General features: G+C 38.5%; 13 protein-coding genes. 8 read left to right on the forward strand and 5 right to left on the reverse strand.

From position 1 onward, the window contains the following. Positions 1 to 131: 131 nt before the first annotated feature. Complete coding sequence (locus tag DUT69_RS18260) at positions 132 to 1,991, reverse strand: Nramp family divalent metal transporter (protein WP_113654715.1); 1,860 nt, start codon at positions 1,989 to 1,991, stop codon at positions 132 to 134. Next, entirely contained in the window at positions 1,988 to 2,644 is a 657-nt protein-coding gene (locus tag DUT69_RS18265; RefSeq protein ID WP_113654716.1) for a metal-dependent transcriptional regulator, read from the reverse strand. The genes DUT69_RS18260 and DUT69_RS18265 overlap by 4 nt, the downstream gene beginning before the upstream one ends. Before the next feature lie 140 nt (positions 2,645 to 2,784). On the opposite strand from DUT69_RS18265, the gene DUT69_RS18270 reads away from it, so the two are divergent. Then, positions 2,785 to 3,255, forward strand: a complete 471-nt coding sequence (locus DUT69_RS18270) for an Lrp/AsnC family transcriptional regulator (RefSeq protein ID WP_113654717.1) — start codon at positions 2,785 to 2,787, stop codon at positions 3,253 to 3,255. A 94-nt stretch (positions 3,256 to 3,349) separates the two neighbouring features. Then, complete coding sequence (trxB, locus tag DUT69_RS18275) at positions 3,350 to 4,318, forward strand: thioredoxin-disulfide reductase (protein WP_113654718.1); 969 nt, start codon at positions 3,350 to 3,352, stop codon at positions 4,316 to 4,318. 227 nt (positions 4,319 to 4,545) lie between these two features. On the opposite strand, the gene DUT69_RS18280 is transcribed toward trxB, so the two are convergent. Beyond that, the gene (locus DUT69_RS18280) at positions 4,546 to 7,353 is read right to left on the reverse strand and encodes a M16 family metallopeptidase (RefSeq protein ID WP_113654719.1); all 2,808 of its coding nucleotides are present in this window, start codon (positions 7,351 to 7,353) and stop codon (positions 4,546 to 4,548) included. A gap of 606 nt (positions 7,354 to 7,959) precedes the next feature. On the opposite strand from DUT69_RS18280, the gene DUT69_RS18285 reads away from it, so the two are divergent. From DUT69_RS18285 to DUT69_RS18295, 3 genes are all read left to right on the forward strand, one after another. Further along, the gene (locus tag DUT69_RS18285; protein WP_113654720.1) at positions 7,960 to 9,960 is read left to right on the forward strand and encodes a DUF2264 domain-containing protein; all 2,001 of its coding nucleotides are present in this window, start codon (positions 7,960 to 7,962) and stop codon (positions 9,958 to 9,960) included. Between the two features lie 123 nt (positions 9,961 to 10,083). Continuing rightward, on the forward strand, positions 10,084 to 10,824 hold the full coding sequence (locus tag DUT69_RS18290) for a LytR/AlgR family response regulator transcription factor (RefSeq protein ID WP_113654721.1): 741 nt from the start codon (positions 10,084 to 10,086) through the stop codon (positions 10,822 to 10,824). Between the two features lie 594 nt (positions 10,825 to 11,418). Continuing rightward, positions 11,419 to 12,213, forward strand: a complete 795-nt coding sequence (locus DUT69_RS18295) for a sensor histidine kinase (protein ID WP_162796358.1) — start codon at positions 11,419 to 11,421, stop codon at positions 12,211 to 12,213. On the opposite strand, the gene DUT69_RS18300 is transcribed toward DUT69_RS18295, so the two are convergent. Further along, on the reverse strand, positions 12,149 to 14,932 hold the full coding sequence (locus DUT69_RS18300) for a lantibiotic dehydratase (RefSeq protein ID WP_113654723.1): 2,784 nt from the start codon (positions 14,930 to 14,932) through the stop codon (positions 12,149 to 12,151). The two genes, DUT69_RS18295 and DUT69_RS18300, sit on opposite strands and share 65 nt — an antisense overlap. A gap of 402 nt (positions 14,933 to 15,334) precedes the next feature. Here DUT69_RS18300 and DUT69_RS18305 point away from each other — a divergent pair, with 402 nt between their 5' ends. Continuing rightward, positions 15,335 to 15,805 carry a hypothetical protein gene (locus DUT69_RS18305; RefSeq protein ID WP_162796359.1) on the forward strand — a complete coding sequence of 157 codons (471 nt, stop codon included), beginning with the start codon at positions 15,335 to 15,337 and terminating at the stop codon, positions 15,803 to 15,805. Positions 15,806 to 15,953: 148 nt separating this feature from the next. On the opposite strand, the gene DUT69_RS18310 is transcribed toward DUT69_RS18305, so the two are convergent. Further along, on the reverse strand, positions 15,954 to 16,142 hold the full coding sequence (locus DUT69_RS18310) for a hypothetical protein (protein ID WP_113654725.1): 189 nt from the start codon (positions 16,140 to 16,142) through the stop codon (positions 15,954 to 15,956). Between the two features lie 430 nt (positions 16,143 to 16,572). Between DUT69_RS18310 and DUT69_RS18315 the strand changes: the two genes are divergently transcribed. Together DUT69_RS18315 and DUT69_RS18320 are read left to right on the forward strand one after the other, a co-directional pair. Continuing rightward, positions 16,573 to 17,328 carry a hypothetical protein gene (locus DUT69_RS18315; protein WP_113654735.1) on the forward strand — a complete coding sequence of 252 codons (756 nt, stop codon included), beginning with the start codon at positions 16,573 to 16,575 and terminating at the stop codon, positions 17,326 to 17,328. Next, on the forward strand, positions 17,328 to 17,729 hold the full coding sequence (locus DUT69_RS18320) for a DUF5675 family protein (RefSeq protein WP_113654726.1): 402 nt from the start codon (positions 17,328 to 17,330) through the stop codon (positions 17,727 to 17,729). The genes DUT69_RS18315 and DUT69_RS18320 overlap by 1 nt, the downstream gene beginning before the upstream one ends. Positions 17,730 to 18,169 lie beyond the last annotated feature (440 nt).

Raw genomic sequence — 18,169 nt, forward strand, 5'->3', positions numbered from 1 at the left:
ATAGGGCATCCAGATTGCAAATCTGGAAGAGCGTTAACAGTTGTGCTCTTGTGCTCTTCGCGATTTGTAATCGCGAAGTTCTTATCGGCGGATTTTTAATCCGCATATTAAAACTCGGTATATAACAATTCCTACCTCACAATTAAAACCGGAATTTCCACTTTATGCCTAACCGCATCTACGGTAGTACCAAAAATAATATCCTTAATTCCTTTGTGACCATGGGCGCCCATCACCAATAGCTCAATTTCATTTCGGTTACTAATGTCGGCAATTGCTTTAGCAGTGCCCCCAAAACCAATGTGTGCGCTAGCCTCATAACCCAATTCCATTAAATTAAGTCTGTATTTTTCTAAGTTTTCGGTGTCGGCTTGGGTTTCGTGATCCATTGCTTTTGTGCCATGATAACGAGCTACAGCTGTTTCTACAACATGAATCAAATAATAGTGCGCATCTTTTCCACCTTGAATCAAGGCATGTCTAATAGTATTTCTATCATTTTCAGAGAAATCTACCGTAATGCCAATTTTGGTATAGTTAATCTTTTTAATCTCGCCTATGGCTAGTGCGTTGCCATGTGGCACATTTCCATCCCTTAATTTTTTGCCCAAAAGTGGATAAACGAAAATATACACAAGCAGTAAGGCTATTAAAATGGCAATAGGGATAACGATGGCGTAAATATACCAACCGTCTGCTTCGGCAATCCAGCCATTTATCTCTTCAACTACTAACTTAATGTTTAAGCTTACAATAACTACCGCACTCATCCACGCTAAAACCTTTACCCAAGTTTTTATGGTAAAATCCTTCATCTCTTTTTTATCGGATGTAAGATGTATAAGCGGAATAATTGCAAAGCCTAATTGTAAACTTAGTACCACCTGACTTAAAATCAATAAGCCGCCAAGTGCATCATCGCCAAAAAATAATATGGTGCAAAATGCAGGTATAATTGCCAATAGCCTAGTAATTAATCTCCTTAGCCAAGGTTGTATTCTTAGGTTTAGGTGGCCTTCCATAATAATCTGACCAGCTAAGGTACCAGTAACGGTAGAGCTTTGTCCGGCAGCAATAAGAGCTATTGCAAAAAGTGCAGGTGCAATTGGGCCGAATATATTATCCAGCAAACGATGGGCATCTTGAATTTCGGCAACTTCGTGAAAGCCATTTTTAAAGAAGGCAGCCGCCGCTAAGATTAAAATGGCAGCATTTACAAAAAAAGCAAGATTTAAGGCAACTGCAGTATCAATAAAGTTAAACTTTATAGCTTCCTTTATGCCCTTTTTATCACGCTCAAACTTTCTGGTTTGTACCAGAGAGGAGTGGAGGTATAAGTTGTGTGGCATTACCGTAGCACCAATAATACCGATAGCGATATACAAAGCCTCACCCGAAAGTAGGCTTGGTTCTAGTCCTTTTACAATTTCACCCACAGAAGGCTCGACAATAAACATCTCCACCAAAAATGAAAGGCCAACAATAAATACCATGGAAACAATAAATGCTTCCATTTTACGCATGCCTTTATTTAATAAGAATAGGAGGAGGATGGTATCAAATATGGTAATGGAAATGCCCCATATTAACGGTAAGCCAAACAATAAGTTCAAACCGATAGCCATTCCAATAATCTCGGCCAGATCGCAGGCAATAATTGCGGTTTGTGCTAAAATAAACAGCGGAAAGTTAACCCATTTCGGATACGCATTTCTTGAAGCTTGAGCTAAATCAAGCCCCCTAACTATACCCAAACGAGCACTTAACGATTGCAAAAGTAAAGCAATTAAGTTAGACATTAATAGCACCCAAATTAACTGATAGCCAAACTTACTACCGCCGGCAATGTCTGTAGCCCAGTTGCCTGGGTCCATGTAGCCCACACTAACTAAGTAGGCAGGGCCGATGAAAGCTAAAATTCTACGCCAACCTTTACGTTTATCCGTGGCAACGCTGTTATGTACTTCGCTTAACGATTGCTTTTCGCTCATTTGTTTTTGCTAATTAAAAGGTGTTTAGCTACTTCTCTACTCAAATTTAATTTGTTGCCATTGCAAAGAATTTCAACTGATCCATCAAAATCTACAATTTCTATCACCTCAATCTTTTTGCCTAAGGTTAAACCCAATTTTTCTAAATGTTTTAAAAATGCCGATGAGTGCTCACTTACACCGGTAATTGTTCCTTTTTCGCCAGTTGGCAATTTGCTCAGCTTAACAAAAGAGAGGTCGGCAAAGTTTCCATATTTATCAGGTATCGGGTCGCCATGTGGATCAACCTTCGGAAAATCCAAAAATTCGTCCAATCGTTCTGTTAGCAATGTTGATTTAATGTGCTCTAATTCTTCCGCAACATCGTGCACTTCATCCCATTTAAAACCAAGCTTATCTACTAAAAAAACTTCCCAAAGCCTATGTTTTCTAATGATATTTATAGCGGTAGACTTACCGTTTTCGGTTAAATTAACCCCTTGATACTTTACATAGTCGACCAATTCTTTTTCCGCAAGCTTTTTTAACATGTCTGTAACCGATGCAGCTTTAGTTTGCATCTTTTCTGCAATAGCATTTGTTTGCACAGGATTGCTTACAACAGAAAGGTGGTAAATGGTTTTCAGGTAGTTCTCTTCGGTGTACGACTGCATTTTTGGGTGTCTAATAATTAGTTTAGACAAATCTAAAAATAAATTGTAAAATAAATGCCATTTATAATAGGTTTTTGTAGAATAATATTTGGCAAATAGACGTTACTATTCTACCTTTGGCTATCAAACCAATTACCACTATGGCAGCAGAACTAGATAAAATCGATTTTAAAATTCTTAAACTTTTACAGGAAAACGGAAGAATTACCAATTTACTGCTTTCGCAAGAGATCGGACTTTCGCCAGCGCCTACTTTAGAAAGAGTACGAAAACTAGAGATGTCTGGTTTTATTAAAAGTTACCATGCTCTGGTAGATGAAGAGAAATTGGGCTTAGGTATCAAGACATTTATTCAAGTTCAGCTAGACTTCCATAAAAATAATACTATTCAGATATTTTTAGATGAGGTTAACAGCATTAAAGAGGTAACCGAATGTCACCACGTAACGGGTCAGGCAGATTTTCTTTTAAAGGTTTATGTAAATGATATTAAATCGTACGAACGTTTAATTATGGATAAAATCAGTAAGATCTCTGTAGTTAAAACCTTCCAGACGATGATGATTATGTCTACCACCAAGAAAGAGCCAATCGTACCTTTAGAATATTAAGATTATTTATTTATCTTTCTAATTTCATCTTTGTTGTATCGCTTTGCGCTTTTAAGTGCTAAAGCTTAAATTTGCATTTTACAAGAACAAAACCATGTCTCAAGAACAAGAAATAGAACACGTACAGTGTTTAATTATAGGCTCTGGCCCTGCCGGATATACCGCGGCAATTTATGCTGCTCGTGCAGATTTGAAACCAGTAATGTACACCGGAATGGAAATGGGCGGACAATTAACCCAAACCACCGATGTAGATAATTTTCCGGGTTACCCTAACGGGATTATGGGCCCAGAAATGATGGAAGACTTTAGAAAACAAGCCGAGCGTTTTGGTACACAAATCCGTTTCGGTTATGTAAGTTCTGTTGATTTCACTACGCTTCCGCATAAAGTTGTGGTAGATGAAATTAAAACCATTACCGCCGATACTGTAATTATTGCTACTGGCGCAAAAGCAAAATGGTTAGGTTTGCCGAGCGAGCAAAAATATAATGGTTTTGGAGTATCTGCATGTGCTGTTTGCGATGGCTTTTTCTTTAAAGGACAAGACGTTGCAATTGTTGGCGCTGGAGATACGGCTGCCGAAGAGGCAACCTATTTAGCTAAACTTTGTAAAAAAGTTTACATGTTGGTGCGCAGAGACGAGTTTAGGGCATCTAAAGCAATGGTTCACCGTGTGTTAAATACTCCAAACATCGAAGTAATTTATGATACCGAAGCAACTGAAGTTATAGGTAATGGAAAGAATGTTACCGGCATTAGAACCATAAACCATAAAACACAAGAAGAAAAAACCATCGACGTAGAAGGTTTCTTTGTGGCAATTGGGCATAAACCTAATACGGATATTTTTAAAGGTTGGTTAACGATGGACGAAACTGGTTACTTAAAAACTTTGCCAGGCACATCTAAAACTAATATTGAAGGAGTATTTGCCTGTGGCGATGTTCAAGATCATTATTACCGCCAAGCAATTACGGCTGCGGGTTCTGGCTGTATGGCAGCTTTAGATGCAGAACGTTATTTGGCTGCTAAAAGCGATGAAGTAAAGGTTTTATTCTAAGCCTTTTTATTATAAATAGAAAAGCGCTGTGTTTTACACAGCGCTTTTTTTTGTAGCTAAGAAATAATTCTCAGTCGTCATTGCCAGCTCGATTAGCAATCCTAATGATAGGATAGGTAAGGGAGAAAATCGTTTTTACAAAATGATCGCTGTTTTAAGACTCGCGAAGTTTTTATCAAAATAAATTTTATAAAACCTCGTAAATCTTCACCTAAACCTCAGCCTTTTTACTTAATCAATATCGGCTCACCAAAACCTAAGGCGCTTAATCTTGGCAATTGTGTTTTAGCATCACCTACAAATAACCAAATCATTTTATTTGCATCTAGATATTTCTTAGCTAATGCCTGAATTTCAGCTATGCTCATATTTTTAACGATTTCTTCACGCTCTTTAACATAATCTGCTTTCCATCCGTACTTACTAATATTCTCTAACATATTTAATTTAGATCCCGCAGTTTCAAAAGCCCTTGCATTACTTTTTATTAAGAAGCCTTTGGTTGTTGCTAAATCCTTATCGCTGTAGTTTTTGCCATAGTTCTCTAAAATCTCTTTTACGGCTTGTGCAGATTCTAGCGTAACATTGGTTCTTACGTTACTTGCAATTGTAAAGGGTCCAACATTGTTGGTTCCCGAAAAGCCAGAGTTTATGCCATAGGTATAGCCTTTTCCTTCACGCAATTGCTGGGTAAGCTGTGACGCAAAACCACCACCACCCAGTATATAATTCATAACCGTGACAGGATAATAATCTTTGTCGGTTGCAGCCAATGCCGGGTAACCAAATCTAATTACAGACTGCTTCGCATCTGGAACATCGTAAAAATAGATTTGCGATTTGGTGGGTGCAATGGGCTTAACAAGTGTTGGCGGAGCAACTGTTTTGTTTTTCCAAAGGTTGGCAAGGCTTGCTAAGGAATTGGTAATAGTTGTTTTATTAAGCGAGCCTACTACATGCATACGAGCAATAGAAGGAGATAGGTTTTTACTGTAATATGCTTTAAGGTCGTCGAGCGTGATCTTATTTACACTCTCTAATGTGCCCAAAGTATTTTTAGAGCGAATATTATCTTTACCATACAGTAACTGATTGTAGGTATTTTGGGCAATAGCGCCTGGGTTAGCTTCCTGCTGGCGAATTTGGCTGATTACATTTTGTTTAAGTAGATCAAATTCCTTAACATCCCAACGTGGTTCTAGCAAAATCTCTTGCAGTAATGCTAAAGTTGCGGTGTAATTTCTAGCCAAAGTAGTTACCCTTACACGAATATCTTCGGCACTTGATGAAAAGTTAATGCTTGCGCCCAACTGTTCAATGGCATCTTCCAATTGCTCTGGCGTTTTGTTTTTGGTGCCTTGGGTCATCATTTTGGCCATTAAATTGGCAACTCCAATTTTATTAATGTCTTCCAAAAGCATTCCTCCATCCATCACCAATTCAAATTGTACTAGTGGAACTTCGTTGTTTTCGATCCCATATAACTTTAAGCCATTGTTTAACTGATCGGTCCAAATTGTTGGCGTTTTAATTTCTGGTGTTTTGCCATACGCAGGCTCTTTGCTACGGTCGAAACTAGATGGCGTACGCGTGTAAGTTGCATTGGCAGATGCATCGATGCTTTCTTCGGCACCTTGTACAATCGCTTCTTCCACTACATCGGCTTTGGTAGAACCTTCTAAAGCTAACGCTATTTCCCCTTTGGGTACAAAACTCGTTGCTACATAGTTTTTGTTCTTAATGTATTTCTCGTAAACCCTTTTTACATCTGCGGTAGTTACCGCCAAGGTGCTGTTAATATCTTTTTCGGTAAAGCCCGGGTCGCCGGCAAAAATATTATACTGTGCTAGCTGACTGCCTTTGCCCAATACGCTAGAAAGCGATGAATAAAATCCAGTTTCCAGGCCAGCTTTAATTCTGCTCAAGTCCTTCTCGCTAATGCCTTCTTTTTCAAATTTTGCGAAAGCTTCGCCAACCGCTGCTGCGGCTAAGTCTAAATCCTTTCCGGCAAAAGCACGTACAGATAAATGCATCTGACCAGCCAATTCTGCCGTTATGTTAAACATGCTTACATTCGAAGTAAGCTTTTTATCTTCTACCAGAACATTGTACAAAGGTGCTTTTTTACCTTCAGAAAGGTATTGTGCTAAAACCTGCAGTGCATACGAATCTGGATGGTATTCCTCTACGGTAGGCCAAACCATAGTTAGTTCGGGCAATTTCGCAAAGTTATCCTCGTGATAAACTTTTATCGTTTGTTTAACAATAGCTCGCTGTTTAGGTAGTTCGGGCAAAGCTTCTCCAGGTTTTATCTCATTAAAATATTTCTCCACCCATTTACGGGCTTGTACTTTATCAAAATCGCCAGCCAAAACTAGTGTTACATTATTTGGAACATACCACCTGTTAAAAAATTCCTTAACATCTGCTAGCGTTGCGTTTTGCAAATCTTCTAAAGAACCAATTACTTGCCAGTTGTAAGGATGGTTGGCCGGGTACAACTGCTTGTTAATCACGTAATAGGTATGCCCGTAAGGGTTATTGTCGTAACTCTGGCGTTTTTCGTTTTTTACCACCTGTTTTTCCTTAGCTAAAACCGGATCGGTAACCGTGTTTATAAACCAGCCTAATTTATCGGCCTCTGCCCAAATCATTTTTTCTAATGCATCATTTGGTACGGTTTGCAGGTAGTTTGTTCGGTCTGTATTGGTAGAACCATTTGCGCCAGAACCACCAATCCTGGCCGTCATTTTATCCAAGCCACCTTTACCCAGGTTTTCTGACTCTAAAAAGAGCAAATGCTCAAATAAATGCGCAAAACCAGTTCTTCCAGGTTTTTCCCTAGCCGAGCCCACGTGTGCGGTTAGCGATACTGCTACAACTGGGTCGGAGCGGTCGATGTGAAAAATAACCTGAAGCCCGTTAGCAAGGGTAAACTTCTCGTAGTCTATTTTGAAGCTTGCTTTAGGAGCTGTTTGTTGTGCCGATGCTACAGAAGAAAGAAGCACAAGGGCAGAAAGAAAAATGCGACGCATATACTTAGATTTAGGAGTGTAAGGAGATGATATAAAGCTATTTATTTTTGGCCTAATAACAAAACGAAGTAGCCTACGATGCATTTTTTTTGAAAAGCAAAGCCTGTGGTTCTTTTGTTTTGCTAGCCCCGCCCTCGCTTCAAGCCTCTCCCTGCGGGATTCGGGCTTTCTCGCTAGGGGTCGGGTTTATTGCCCTTAGTGTTGTGAGCACTTAAGTTAAGCGTTGGCGGGGACGCCAACGTTGGAGTGACCCTAGGTTGTCGTATCGCCAACGTTCTAAATAATAACAAAATGGAGTCGTGTTACTGTACTCCATGATAGATTGCTTCGCCTTGCGAAGAGCAAAGCTTGCAAAGACGTAATTATCGTTCAGGCTTAGGATTTATATTATGCGATTTGCCAATAAGCTTGGTAAGTGTAATTAAGTACTCGTGCAATAAATTGTATCGCCTTGCGAAATACGATATTTCCATTTAGAAATTGTAAGACTAACAAACCAACCAACTAAAAAACCAACCAACCAACCTTTATTCGTAAACACAGCGTTACAATTGTCAGATTAACATTTAAAAAAGTAGATTTGAGTTTGAAGATATAAACCACGGTATGAACAGATTTTCTAATATAATTATCTTAACGATTTTAGTTTTTTGCGCTTTAGGCTCTTCGGCAAATAGCGATAGCACTTTTCATGTAAAACAACCCAATTATAAAGTTAGTCCGCTTACCGGGATGACACGTACGCATTGGGTAGAGGCAGCCGAATATTTATTGGATGGGGCATTTAGCTACGTGAATGATTTGGACGATCCGATGAAATTCCCCAAGCAGCATGATAAAACCTATCCAAAAAACGAAAGCCAAGTGCCTACCGAAAAGCTAGAAGGCTTTTGTAGAACGTTATTTGTAGCAGCCCCATTGCTTAGAGAAAAACCAGATTTAGTGTTAAATAAAGTTAAGGTTGCGGATTATTATCGCCACAATTTACTAAACCTAATCGACCCTAAAAGCCCTAGTTTTATTAAACATCGTGGCAACGGTGGCCCCAGCCAAATACTGGTAGAGTTCGGCGCATTGGCTATCTCTTTATCGGTAGTGCCAGAGGTATTGTGGGATCCACTAACTAAAGAACAAAAAGATAAGTTGGCAGCAACCATGCTAAGTTATGGCGATGGGCCAACCGTTGGTTCGAACTGGCGTTTCTTTAACGTATTTGTAATGAGCTTTTTTAAAGATAAAGGTTATCAGGTTAACGAAAAGTTAATGTTGCAATACCTCGATCAGATAATGGGTGCTTACCGAGGTTATGGTTGGTATAATGATTCGCCGGCTTACGATTATTACAGCATGTGGGCATTTCAAATGTACGGACCCGTTTGGGCAGAGCTTTACGGCAATAAATATTATCCGGCTTATGCCAAAAGGTTTATGGCCAATTTAGGAGATATGGTAGGAAATTATCCCTATATGTTTAACAAAGAAGGCCATATGAACATGTGGGGCAGAAGTATTCCATATCGCTTTGCGGCGGTTGCGCCTTTGGCCTTAACAGGATATCTAGACCATAAAAGCGATGTAAACTACGGTTGGATGAGAAGAATAGCGTCTAGCTCGATGCTTGAGTTTTTAGAAAACCCGAATTTTATGGAAGATCGCGTACCAACCTTAGGTTATTTCGGAGCTTTTGAACCTGCAACGCAGATTTATAGCTGCCGAGGCAGTGTGTACTGGTTGGGAAAAGCATTCTTAGCATTATTACTGCCAAAAGACAACGTTTTCTGGACAGCCAAGGAAAATAACGGGGCTTGGGAGAAAGAGCTAAAAACAAATCAGGTTTACAATAAATTTCAGCCAGGTTCCAACTTACTGATAACAAGTTACCCTAACAGTGGTGCATCAGAAATGCGTTCGTGGTGCCACGAAACCGTAGCCGCAGATTGGCAGAAATTTAGAAGTACCGAAAACTACAACAAGTTGGCCTATAACACCGATTTCCCTTGGATGGCAGACGGTAAAAATGGGGAAATTTCGATGAACTACGGTATGCTGAACCAAAAGAAAGAATGGGAAGTTATGCGTCTTTATACCTTTAAAGGTTTTGAGAATGGCATTTACCGTAGAGATGTAGAAATGGAAACGAACGAAAACGTTAAGTTTAAACTAGCGGATATAACCTTGCCAAACGGTATTTTAAGAGTGGATAAAATCATCTCGCCCCTAAAAACCGATTTTACTTTAGGACATTACGCATTAGCTCAACTTGATAAAGAAATAACAAGAAAAACCGTTCGAGTACAAAATAAGGATGCTTATATCCTTAATAATGGCGATTATCAGTTAGCCATGATTTCTTTAAATGGCTGGAAGGATTTAGCATTTACAGCTACCAAAGGTTTACATCCCGTTAGCGAAAACAGTACCTTAATTAGTGCGAAGGATAATTTTGAAGGCGAGAAAATATTTATCACGCTTCAACTTTGGAAAAAGGGTAAAAAAGCTTTTACGGATAAAGAGCTTAGTCCGGTAAAAACGGTAAAAATAGCTGAGGATAAAAATAGTGTTGAGGTGTTTTTTAGCGATGGTTCAACTAAAACAGTTTTATTTTAGAATGGGTAATCTTATACGAAATTGTCTATTTTCTATTTGAACGCCAGATTATTCTACGCGAAAATACTGTAATTGTTGCTAAAATCGTACAATTTGCACATATTTAACTGTAAAGAAAGTTAGATGTACAGGTGTATAATTATAGACGATGAGCCACACGCTATTGAGGGGCTAAAAGGATACGTAGAAACTATAGCAGGTTTAAACTTGGTTAAATGTTATACCGAACCCTTAAACGTTTTAAATGAGATAGATGGATTAGGTAAACTAGACTTGATATTTTTGGATGTAGACATGCCCATGATTAGCGGGATAGAGCTCGCCAGAGAGATTAGAAGCAAAACCGACAGGCTCATATTTACAACGGCACATACCAAGTACGCTTTTGAAGCCTTTGAGGCTAACGCAGATGCATATCTATTAAAACCTTATACTTTAGGGAAATTTGCAATAACTGTACATAAACTGTTGCCAAAGCTAAATGAACAAAAACCGGTAGCCGAACAAGCAGTTGCAGACTTCTTTTTTGTTAAAAGTAAAGAGGATAATCTAAAATTGATTAAGATTAATTTTGCAGATGTAATTGCGGTAGAGAGTAAACAGAACTACATTCTAATTCATACAAGCCATAGAAATATACTTACTTACCTATCACTTACTGAAATGGCTAGAATTTTAGCCAGTAAAACGGAGTTTATGCAGTTGCACAGGAGTTATATCATAAATAGGCAGAAGATTGAGGCGATAGATGGTAATACAATACAGTTAAATAATGGGCTAAAACTGACTGTTGGGGATAATTATAAAATCGCCTTTGAAATATTTGTTAGTGAAAAAATTATCAAAGTAGGGAAGGTTTTCTAATCCCTACTTTGAAAAAAAAATCTAACAAAGAATAGAGGTAGTTGTATTGTTTGTAGTATTGGTTGTAGGGTCCGTCTCTCTTAAATTTTTTGCTTTTGAAGTTTTAACAGATTTGTAAATAAATAGATTTTTTTGGCTGATTTTTAACGTTCTTTGTTTCATAATTTCTAAAATTTTATGAAACTTAGCCTTCGCCTCTATTTACCAGTAAATTATTATATGGGTGGCATTAAATTCTATTCATAAAGAAAGAATATGATTAAAAAAGTCCATGAATGGCTTATTGTTAATAAGGTTCATATCTCAAGTTGGTTACTCTTCTTCGTTTATGAACAAATTGCTGCGGGGCTTATGAATAATAGCTATCCACATCCTATAATTGCCCCCCTTCATTTTTTAATTAATATTCTTTTTTTTTATATTCATTCTGAAATATTACTGCCATTCTGTTTTAAAAAAGGCAAAAAGGCAATTCTGTTTTTTTTGCCATTATTTTTACTTCAGATTAGTACGTACGTCGTAATTCATTTTGGCCTAGACAAAATTTTAATCGCATTAGATTTGATCACACTTCCGAGAGTATATGTACTTAATATGTCAGTGATCATAAGGAATTTGTATCGAGGTATATATTTCTTCGGTTTCTCAACTGGTTATTATTTCTTAAGCACCTATTTGCGTGAACGAAAAAGGGCTCAAGAATTGGAGCAGGATAAGCTTAAGGCAATTATCCAGCACCAGCAAATGCAACAGGAATTAACTAATGCGCAAAATGCTTTTTTAAAGGCGCAGATCAATCCGCATTTTCTTTTTAATACCCTAGATTTTGTTTACCATAATGTAAATAAACACTCGCCTATGGCAGGAGAGGCCGTAGCGAGATTAGCGGAAATGATGCGTTTTGCCATAGCAGCGGGAGAAAGGGAGCAAAACATCAGGCTCGGTGATGAAATAGAGCAGGTAGAAAATCTTATTTTCCTTTACCAAATAAGAAAAAACAACGGACTTGCAATTAGTTTCATTTATCCCGAAGAAGCTTTAGAGCTTAAAATAATCCCTTTGGTATTGCTAACACTGGTAGAAAATGTTTTTAAACACGGCTACTTAACCAGCGATGAAAAAGATCGAGCTGAAATTATATTAGCGATTGATGGGGAGGTTTTACGGATAGAAACCAATAATAGCATTGGTCGACTGCAAACCTTAATGAGCAATAAAACCGGACTGAAAAATGTAGATGAGCGACTTGGGTTTGCCTACGGTAAAAACTATGCCTTTAGCCATGAGGCCAAAGGCAATAAGTTTTCGGTACGGTTAAGTATAGCTATTTCGCTTTTGCAGTATAAGCCTGCTGTTGCAAAACACGCAAAAGATATTGATATAATATAGCTTCGTAAACTCTCTGGTCGATACTAAAGGTTCTGTTTATATGCATATGTATTAAATCTGCCAACAGTCTGGTTTTAGTTTCTGCATTCTCGCAATCCTCTATCAATTTTCCGAAAAGCCTTGCATAGGAGGGCAAGATTTGTATGGGAGTTAAATTAGGCAAAATAGTAAGCTGCTTAAAACTTGCGTTAATTTTTTTAAAACCCTCCTGATCTATATCCAATTCTTTAGCAAAACTGTTTGCCAAATGCTTTGCAAATGTTAGCTGTTCGGTAATGTCATCGAAGGTATTTTGTACGAGCAATTGCATGAGAGCTAAAGTGGCGCCTAATTGCGAAGGCTGGTGAATATACTTTTTAAGGCTTTTTATCACAAATTCGCTATCCGCAGAAAAAAACTGCTCTACTAAATGCATGCGTTTAGGGCCATACCTCTCCATTTCCTTGTAATATGTTTTTAATTGAATATCGTTTACCAAGTTAGATTTAACATCGGTATCTAGTATAGCTCTTAGCAAACGCATAAGGGCAAAGGTTTGTGCCGCATCTTTAAGCTGAAGCCTTAAACGGATATGTGGTTTTGGATCAAAGTAACGAATAAAGAACCAAGCTTTTAATTTCAATTTATGAGGCTTGATAAAACTTTTCCATATGAGTTGCAAGAGCCTATTAGATTGATTTGGATGGGCATAGATTTCAAAATATAGCCATTCGCCACCAGGCGATTCTATTTCGGTTTTTGCTTTGTCTCGGCGTTTGGTTTTTTGATAAACTCTTTCCTCGTGAAAATAACTGGCAATATATTGTGGATGGTATAAGGCGCCATGTTCATCTTTTACCATATCTTTTTCATCGTATAAACCTTCAGTTACATAGAAATCTGAGTTTTGTTGTTGTGCATAAGTCAAAAACATCAGCAGATCTTCCTCTTGCTTTGTGTTAAAGGTTAGGGTCTGATCGGTATCGCCCACCTTAAAAAAACCGATAATGTTATTTTCAAGCAACCATTGTTTTACTTTGTCTATATCCAAGCTTTTTATTCCATTTGCATCAGAAATACGGCTTTTTTTAAAAAGCCACTTGGAAGCCGAAACGATTATGCCTTTATAGCTTACACGTGGGTAAAAATCCAAATCAGGAAACAGTATTGGTAAACTGATGCCAAAATTGCTCCTAATGTTCTGATGTTGAAGATCGCAAAGAAAACGAAACGCCGCTAAATCTGAACGATTATAATTGTACGCCGTGGCGAGCCTAGGTATTAAACGTTTGCCTAATTTTTTGGAGCGGAGGATAACTTCATTGCTGCTAATGCTAACCATGATGTCTTCCAAATCTAATGGTGTGGAGTGCGTTGACCAGGTTAGCAGGGGAAGTTCATAGTTGTAAAGCTGCAACCTGCGATTAACATTATCCACTCGTTGTTCTGCCTGGTAAGCAATGTCAAAAAACAATACGTCCTCGTTAGCTTTTTCCTCGATCGCTACCATAGTTTTGCATAACTGTGCTATCGTATTATCGCCTAGGCTAAAACGCCCTAATAAAGCATTTGCACTGGTTCCCCCGGCGGAATAAATCACAGGGTTACCTTTATAGAGCTCAAACAATACACTAATGGTATTGGGTGTTATTAAAGGTGTATTCGGCGTAACACCAGCAAATTCTTCCAGTAAAATTTCTCGGCCTAGCATCATTTTATTTAGTAAAAAGGAATGCAAATTGCCGTAGCTGATCCGCTTGTTAATAATTGTGCTGCTATTGTTTTTAAGTTCCGAGACCAGTGGGTTCGCATTAAAATCATGTGCCAAATTACCGTAGCCTATCCCTGCTTCAGGATCCAGCGCTAAGGCTAAACAAATTTCCTGCTGATCAAAACGAGCATTAAATTGTTGCTTAAAATGCTCCATGTTTTCATTTGTAGGAGTAGGCCAATTTTTACAGGCAAAATTTAAAAAGGAACTGAGGTGTTGCAATTTGTTTTTGTAAAAACTGCCCTTTTTCAATTTTCGCGAGGCAATGATATAATCATGGCCTACCGATAAAGGTTTGTAATCCAAGCGTTCAAAATAATCCGTACCTGTAATGTTGGGATGTAAGTCGCATAGCAAAAGCTGTAAGGAAATCAATTGATTTAGTAAGGCTATAGTGCTGCTCTCGTTAAAATCAAAGCATGTCTGCATCAATTTTAACAAAGTTTCCTTACTGCTTACATTTCTGCATAAAATTAACAAGGCGGCTAATTCGGGGATACAGGCTACGCTACTAAGCTGGAATTGGCCTTGTTGGTAAACAATATAACGGATTTCATTGTCCAAAAAATAGTAGCTACTGTTGCTTACAAAGTACTTGGCGCTGGATGCAGTAATGTAATTCGCCAAGATCAACTTCTCGCTCCAGTCGGGCAGTACAAAGCTTTCCATTTGCTCATTTAAGATGGGCATTTCTTCGTCATTAGCTAGCGGTAAAACCGTTATGGCTGCAAAAGTGCTATAAGGTGTAGACCTATACTTAGCCCTATTAAAGTATTTCCATAAGGTAAACTGCGCTTTTTCTGTAAACTTGTGCAGTTCGTTTAGGCTTAACTCTTCGAGTAGTGAAAAAAACGATGGTGAAGCTGTTTTTATTTTAGCTTTTAATAGCTCAAAGGAATTTTCCAGTGTTCGGTCTACGCCAAAAGCCGGCGTACGACAGATGATAGTGTCGTGCAGTTGTATTTTCATTTTTTTGATTTTTTATGCTAATTAAGCTTTTAGAATGGATGAGTTTTAGCATGGAAATACATAAGGAATTTTCCAGTGCCTAAAAGATTTCGTCCTCGTTAGTTCGGTGTTCGTCCTCGTTAAGCTATAGTTGGTACTTTCGATTTTTTATTTCTAAGGCTAAAAATTATCCTTGTAGTAGATTGATACAGTTTCCCGTTTAAATCGCTCCTCATTTATGTTGGCATTGGTGTGCTAATAGTCTATCGTTTAAACAAGCCTTGCAGTTAGTGGGGCTTGTTTAAGATAGTTTTAAAAAAAGCTTTTCATTCTAAATCGCTCGTTGAAGATAGGGCATCCTACAAAACAATAATTACGGTTTTCCGTAAAACGGATCGCATTATTTTCAATGGAAATAGGTATATGGAACAAAATTTTATCATTATCCCCTTGTATAGCCCGGTTAGCAAAGCCTATGGAGATGAACCTGTGCCCAAGTTTACCCAGTTAAACCGATGGAATTCTCTCTGGACCCGAACAGTAAGTGATGTAATTGCTTTGACTTTTCCTATTTTACTCGACGGCTTAAAACCACAGTTTTTTCCTGATGGAGAAAAGATTTTTAATTGCCTGTTGCCTTGTGGTAGTATAGTAAGGGCACATGTGTGTTACGATTGCCGTAATTTTTACGTCCATTCATCCAATTTATTAGAAGATTGGTTGTTAAGAAAAGTATTAGACCTAGCGCCAAAAGAACTGTTAACCTATGATAAGTTGAGGGAGGCGGGTGTAGACAGTTTAAAGATAATTAAAGAACAAGAATGCTACCGCATGGCAACGGCAGAATGGAATGCATACGAAAAATTTATCCAAGAAAAACCATTTACTATTTAATCTTAACCGATATTTATAAGTGATTTTAATTGTTTTACAAAGCTAAATTGTTTGCCTTTGGCTAAGTGCAAAACGTAATTTTATTGTATGCATTTGAGTTTACAAACAAAACCCGGGGATGATAGCGGGTCTTGTTTTTGGTAGAGTTTTAGGCACAGCTTTTTGCTACTGTTTCTTTGTCTATACCAGAGTAGTTAGCGAACTCCTCAATCGTTATAAACTGATTTTTCGATTTATTTAATACAATCTTCAAATCCTGCAGTATTTTTTGTGCGTGCCTTAGACTTTTACCGGTTAATAAACTAACATCTTTCGGATAAATGCATACTCTTTTCATGTTTTAGGTGTTGTGCCCGCAACAGATTTGGAGGTGCCATAAGCCTATTTTACCAAGTTGGTGGTTTTTCAAGTTTAGTACTATTACAGTACTTCATCTATACTTGATCCCTACTTGATCTATGCTTCATCTATGAATGTCTATCGGCATAGTAAACTTATCCCTGCCCAAGCGTTGTTTAAAAGAACGGTTATTTATTAGAACTAATTTAAAGTTTTGAGTTTGAGCGTGCAAGTGAAAAAAATGAATGTTTGCGCAGGAAACGAAGTTGTAGTTCTCTATGGGTTGCCGGTTGGCAGTATCAGTTTTGGCTAGAAAGTTTTAGTGAATTATGTGAGTAAAAGTGATTGAAAACGCATACTACGTTATTCGCGACGGGTGGTAAATGGGTTGTTTGCAATTTTGTAAACAAGATGTAAAAAACCATATTATGGCACGTCAGGAAGGAATTATTAAATTAAAAGGACAAATCGGGGATTTAGCCTTTTACAAAACAAAAGATGGGTATCAAGCACGTACAAAGGGTGGGGTTTCGGCAGATAGAATTGCCAATGACCCAAGATACCAGCGCACAAGGGAAAATGGTGCGGAATTTGGGAGGGCCGCGAGAGCTGGGAAGCTTTTTAGAACTGCTTTTAAAACTTTGACCAGCCAATTGGCTGATAAGAAAATCAGCAATCGTTTGTCGAAGCAAATGCTTAAGGTTGTGCAGGCCGACACCATTAACGAAAGAGGCATGCGTATGGTGCTGGATGCGGAAACGGAAATGTTAGCTGGCTTTGAGTTTAATGCTAATGGTATTGTTAGCACCACAGTGAACATGCCATACTCTACAGGTATCGATAGGGCAACCGGTGTAGCGAACATTAATTTCGAAGCATTTAATGCCAGGGATATGGTGGCCTCACCTAGAGGTGCAACGCATTTTAAACTGAGTGCTGCTACTGCAGTTATTGATTTTGAAGAATCTGTTTATGTTTTAAATGTAACAGATAGTGCGGTTCTGCCAGTGACTGAAGTTGCGGTGCCACTTACGAATTTGAGTTGTAATGTAACACCTGCTGCAACAAAACCTATTTTTTTATTGCTGGGCGTTAGTTTTTATCAACGTGTAAATGGTGTTGATTACATTTTGAGCAATGGTGCCTACAACGGTTTAGTGGTTGTTCAAGTAAACGGTTTGTAATGGAAATCTTTTTGACTAGGACTTATTATAAGTCGGGAACTAACGGAAAGATTAGCTATCGTGGGGAGCATGTTTGTGATACCATTGAATTACCTTGGCGGGATAATAAGCGAAATATTAGCTGTATACCTGAGGGTAGGTATTTGTTGATAAAACGTATGCATACCAAACATGGTTTGCAGTTGGCAATTGCCAATGTTGTAAATCGTGAAGGGATTTTAATCCACCCAGCAAATTTCGCTTTGCGGGAACTGCAGGGTTGCATTGCGCCGGTTACCAAATGTACTGGTGAGGGACAAGGTAATTATAGTAGGGTTGCTCTGGAGCGTTTGCAACGATTGGTTTACCCTGTTTTGGAAGCTGGGGAGAAAGTGATTTTAGTGATCAAAAGTGTTGGGTAATCATTCTAAATTAAAATGACATCACACAAGGCTTGCCTCGGCTCATCGCCGCCGAGGGGCTCCTTCTTTTTTCTTGATAAAAAAGAAGCAAAAAATCAAGAAAGAACGATGCTTCGACGCTCGAGGCCGACACGTGGCCCGCCGTTCTTTCTGGCCTGCGCTCTTGGGGCGGTGCAGGATATTCTGTTGGGGGTTGAAGGTTAGGGGTCAAAGGTTTGAACATTTAATGATTGTTTTTTCGCTCTTTGCCGCGGGGCAAGATTCTTTTTCCTTGATGAAAAAGAAACCAAAAAATCAAGAAAGAACGATGCTTCTACGCTCGAGGCCTACGCATGGCCCGCCGTTCTTTCTGGCCTGCGCTCTTGGGGCGGTGCAGGATATTCTGTTGTGGGTTGAAGGTTAGGGGGCAAGGGTTTAAACGTTCAATGATTGTTTTTCCG

It is taken from the genome of Pedobacter namyangjuensis (assembly GCF_003313325.1).
Lineage (GTDB): Bacteria > Bacteroidota > Bacteroidia > Sphingobacteriales > Sphingobacteriaceae > Pedobacter > Pedobacter namyangjuensis.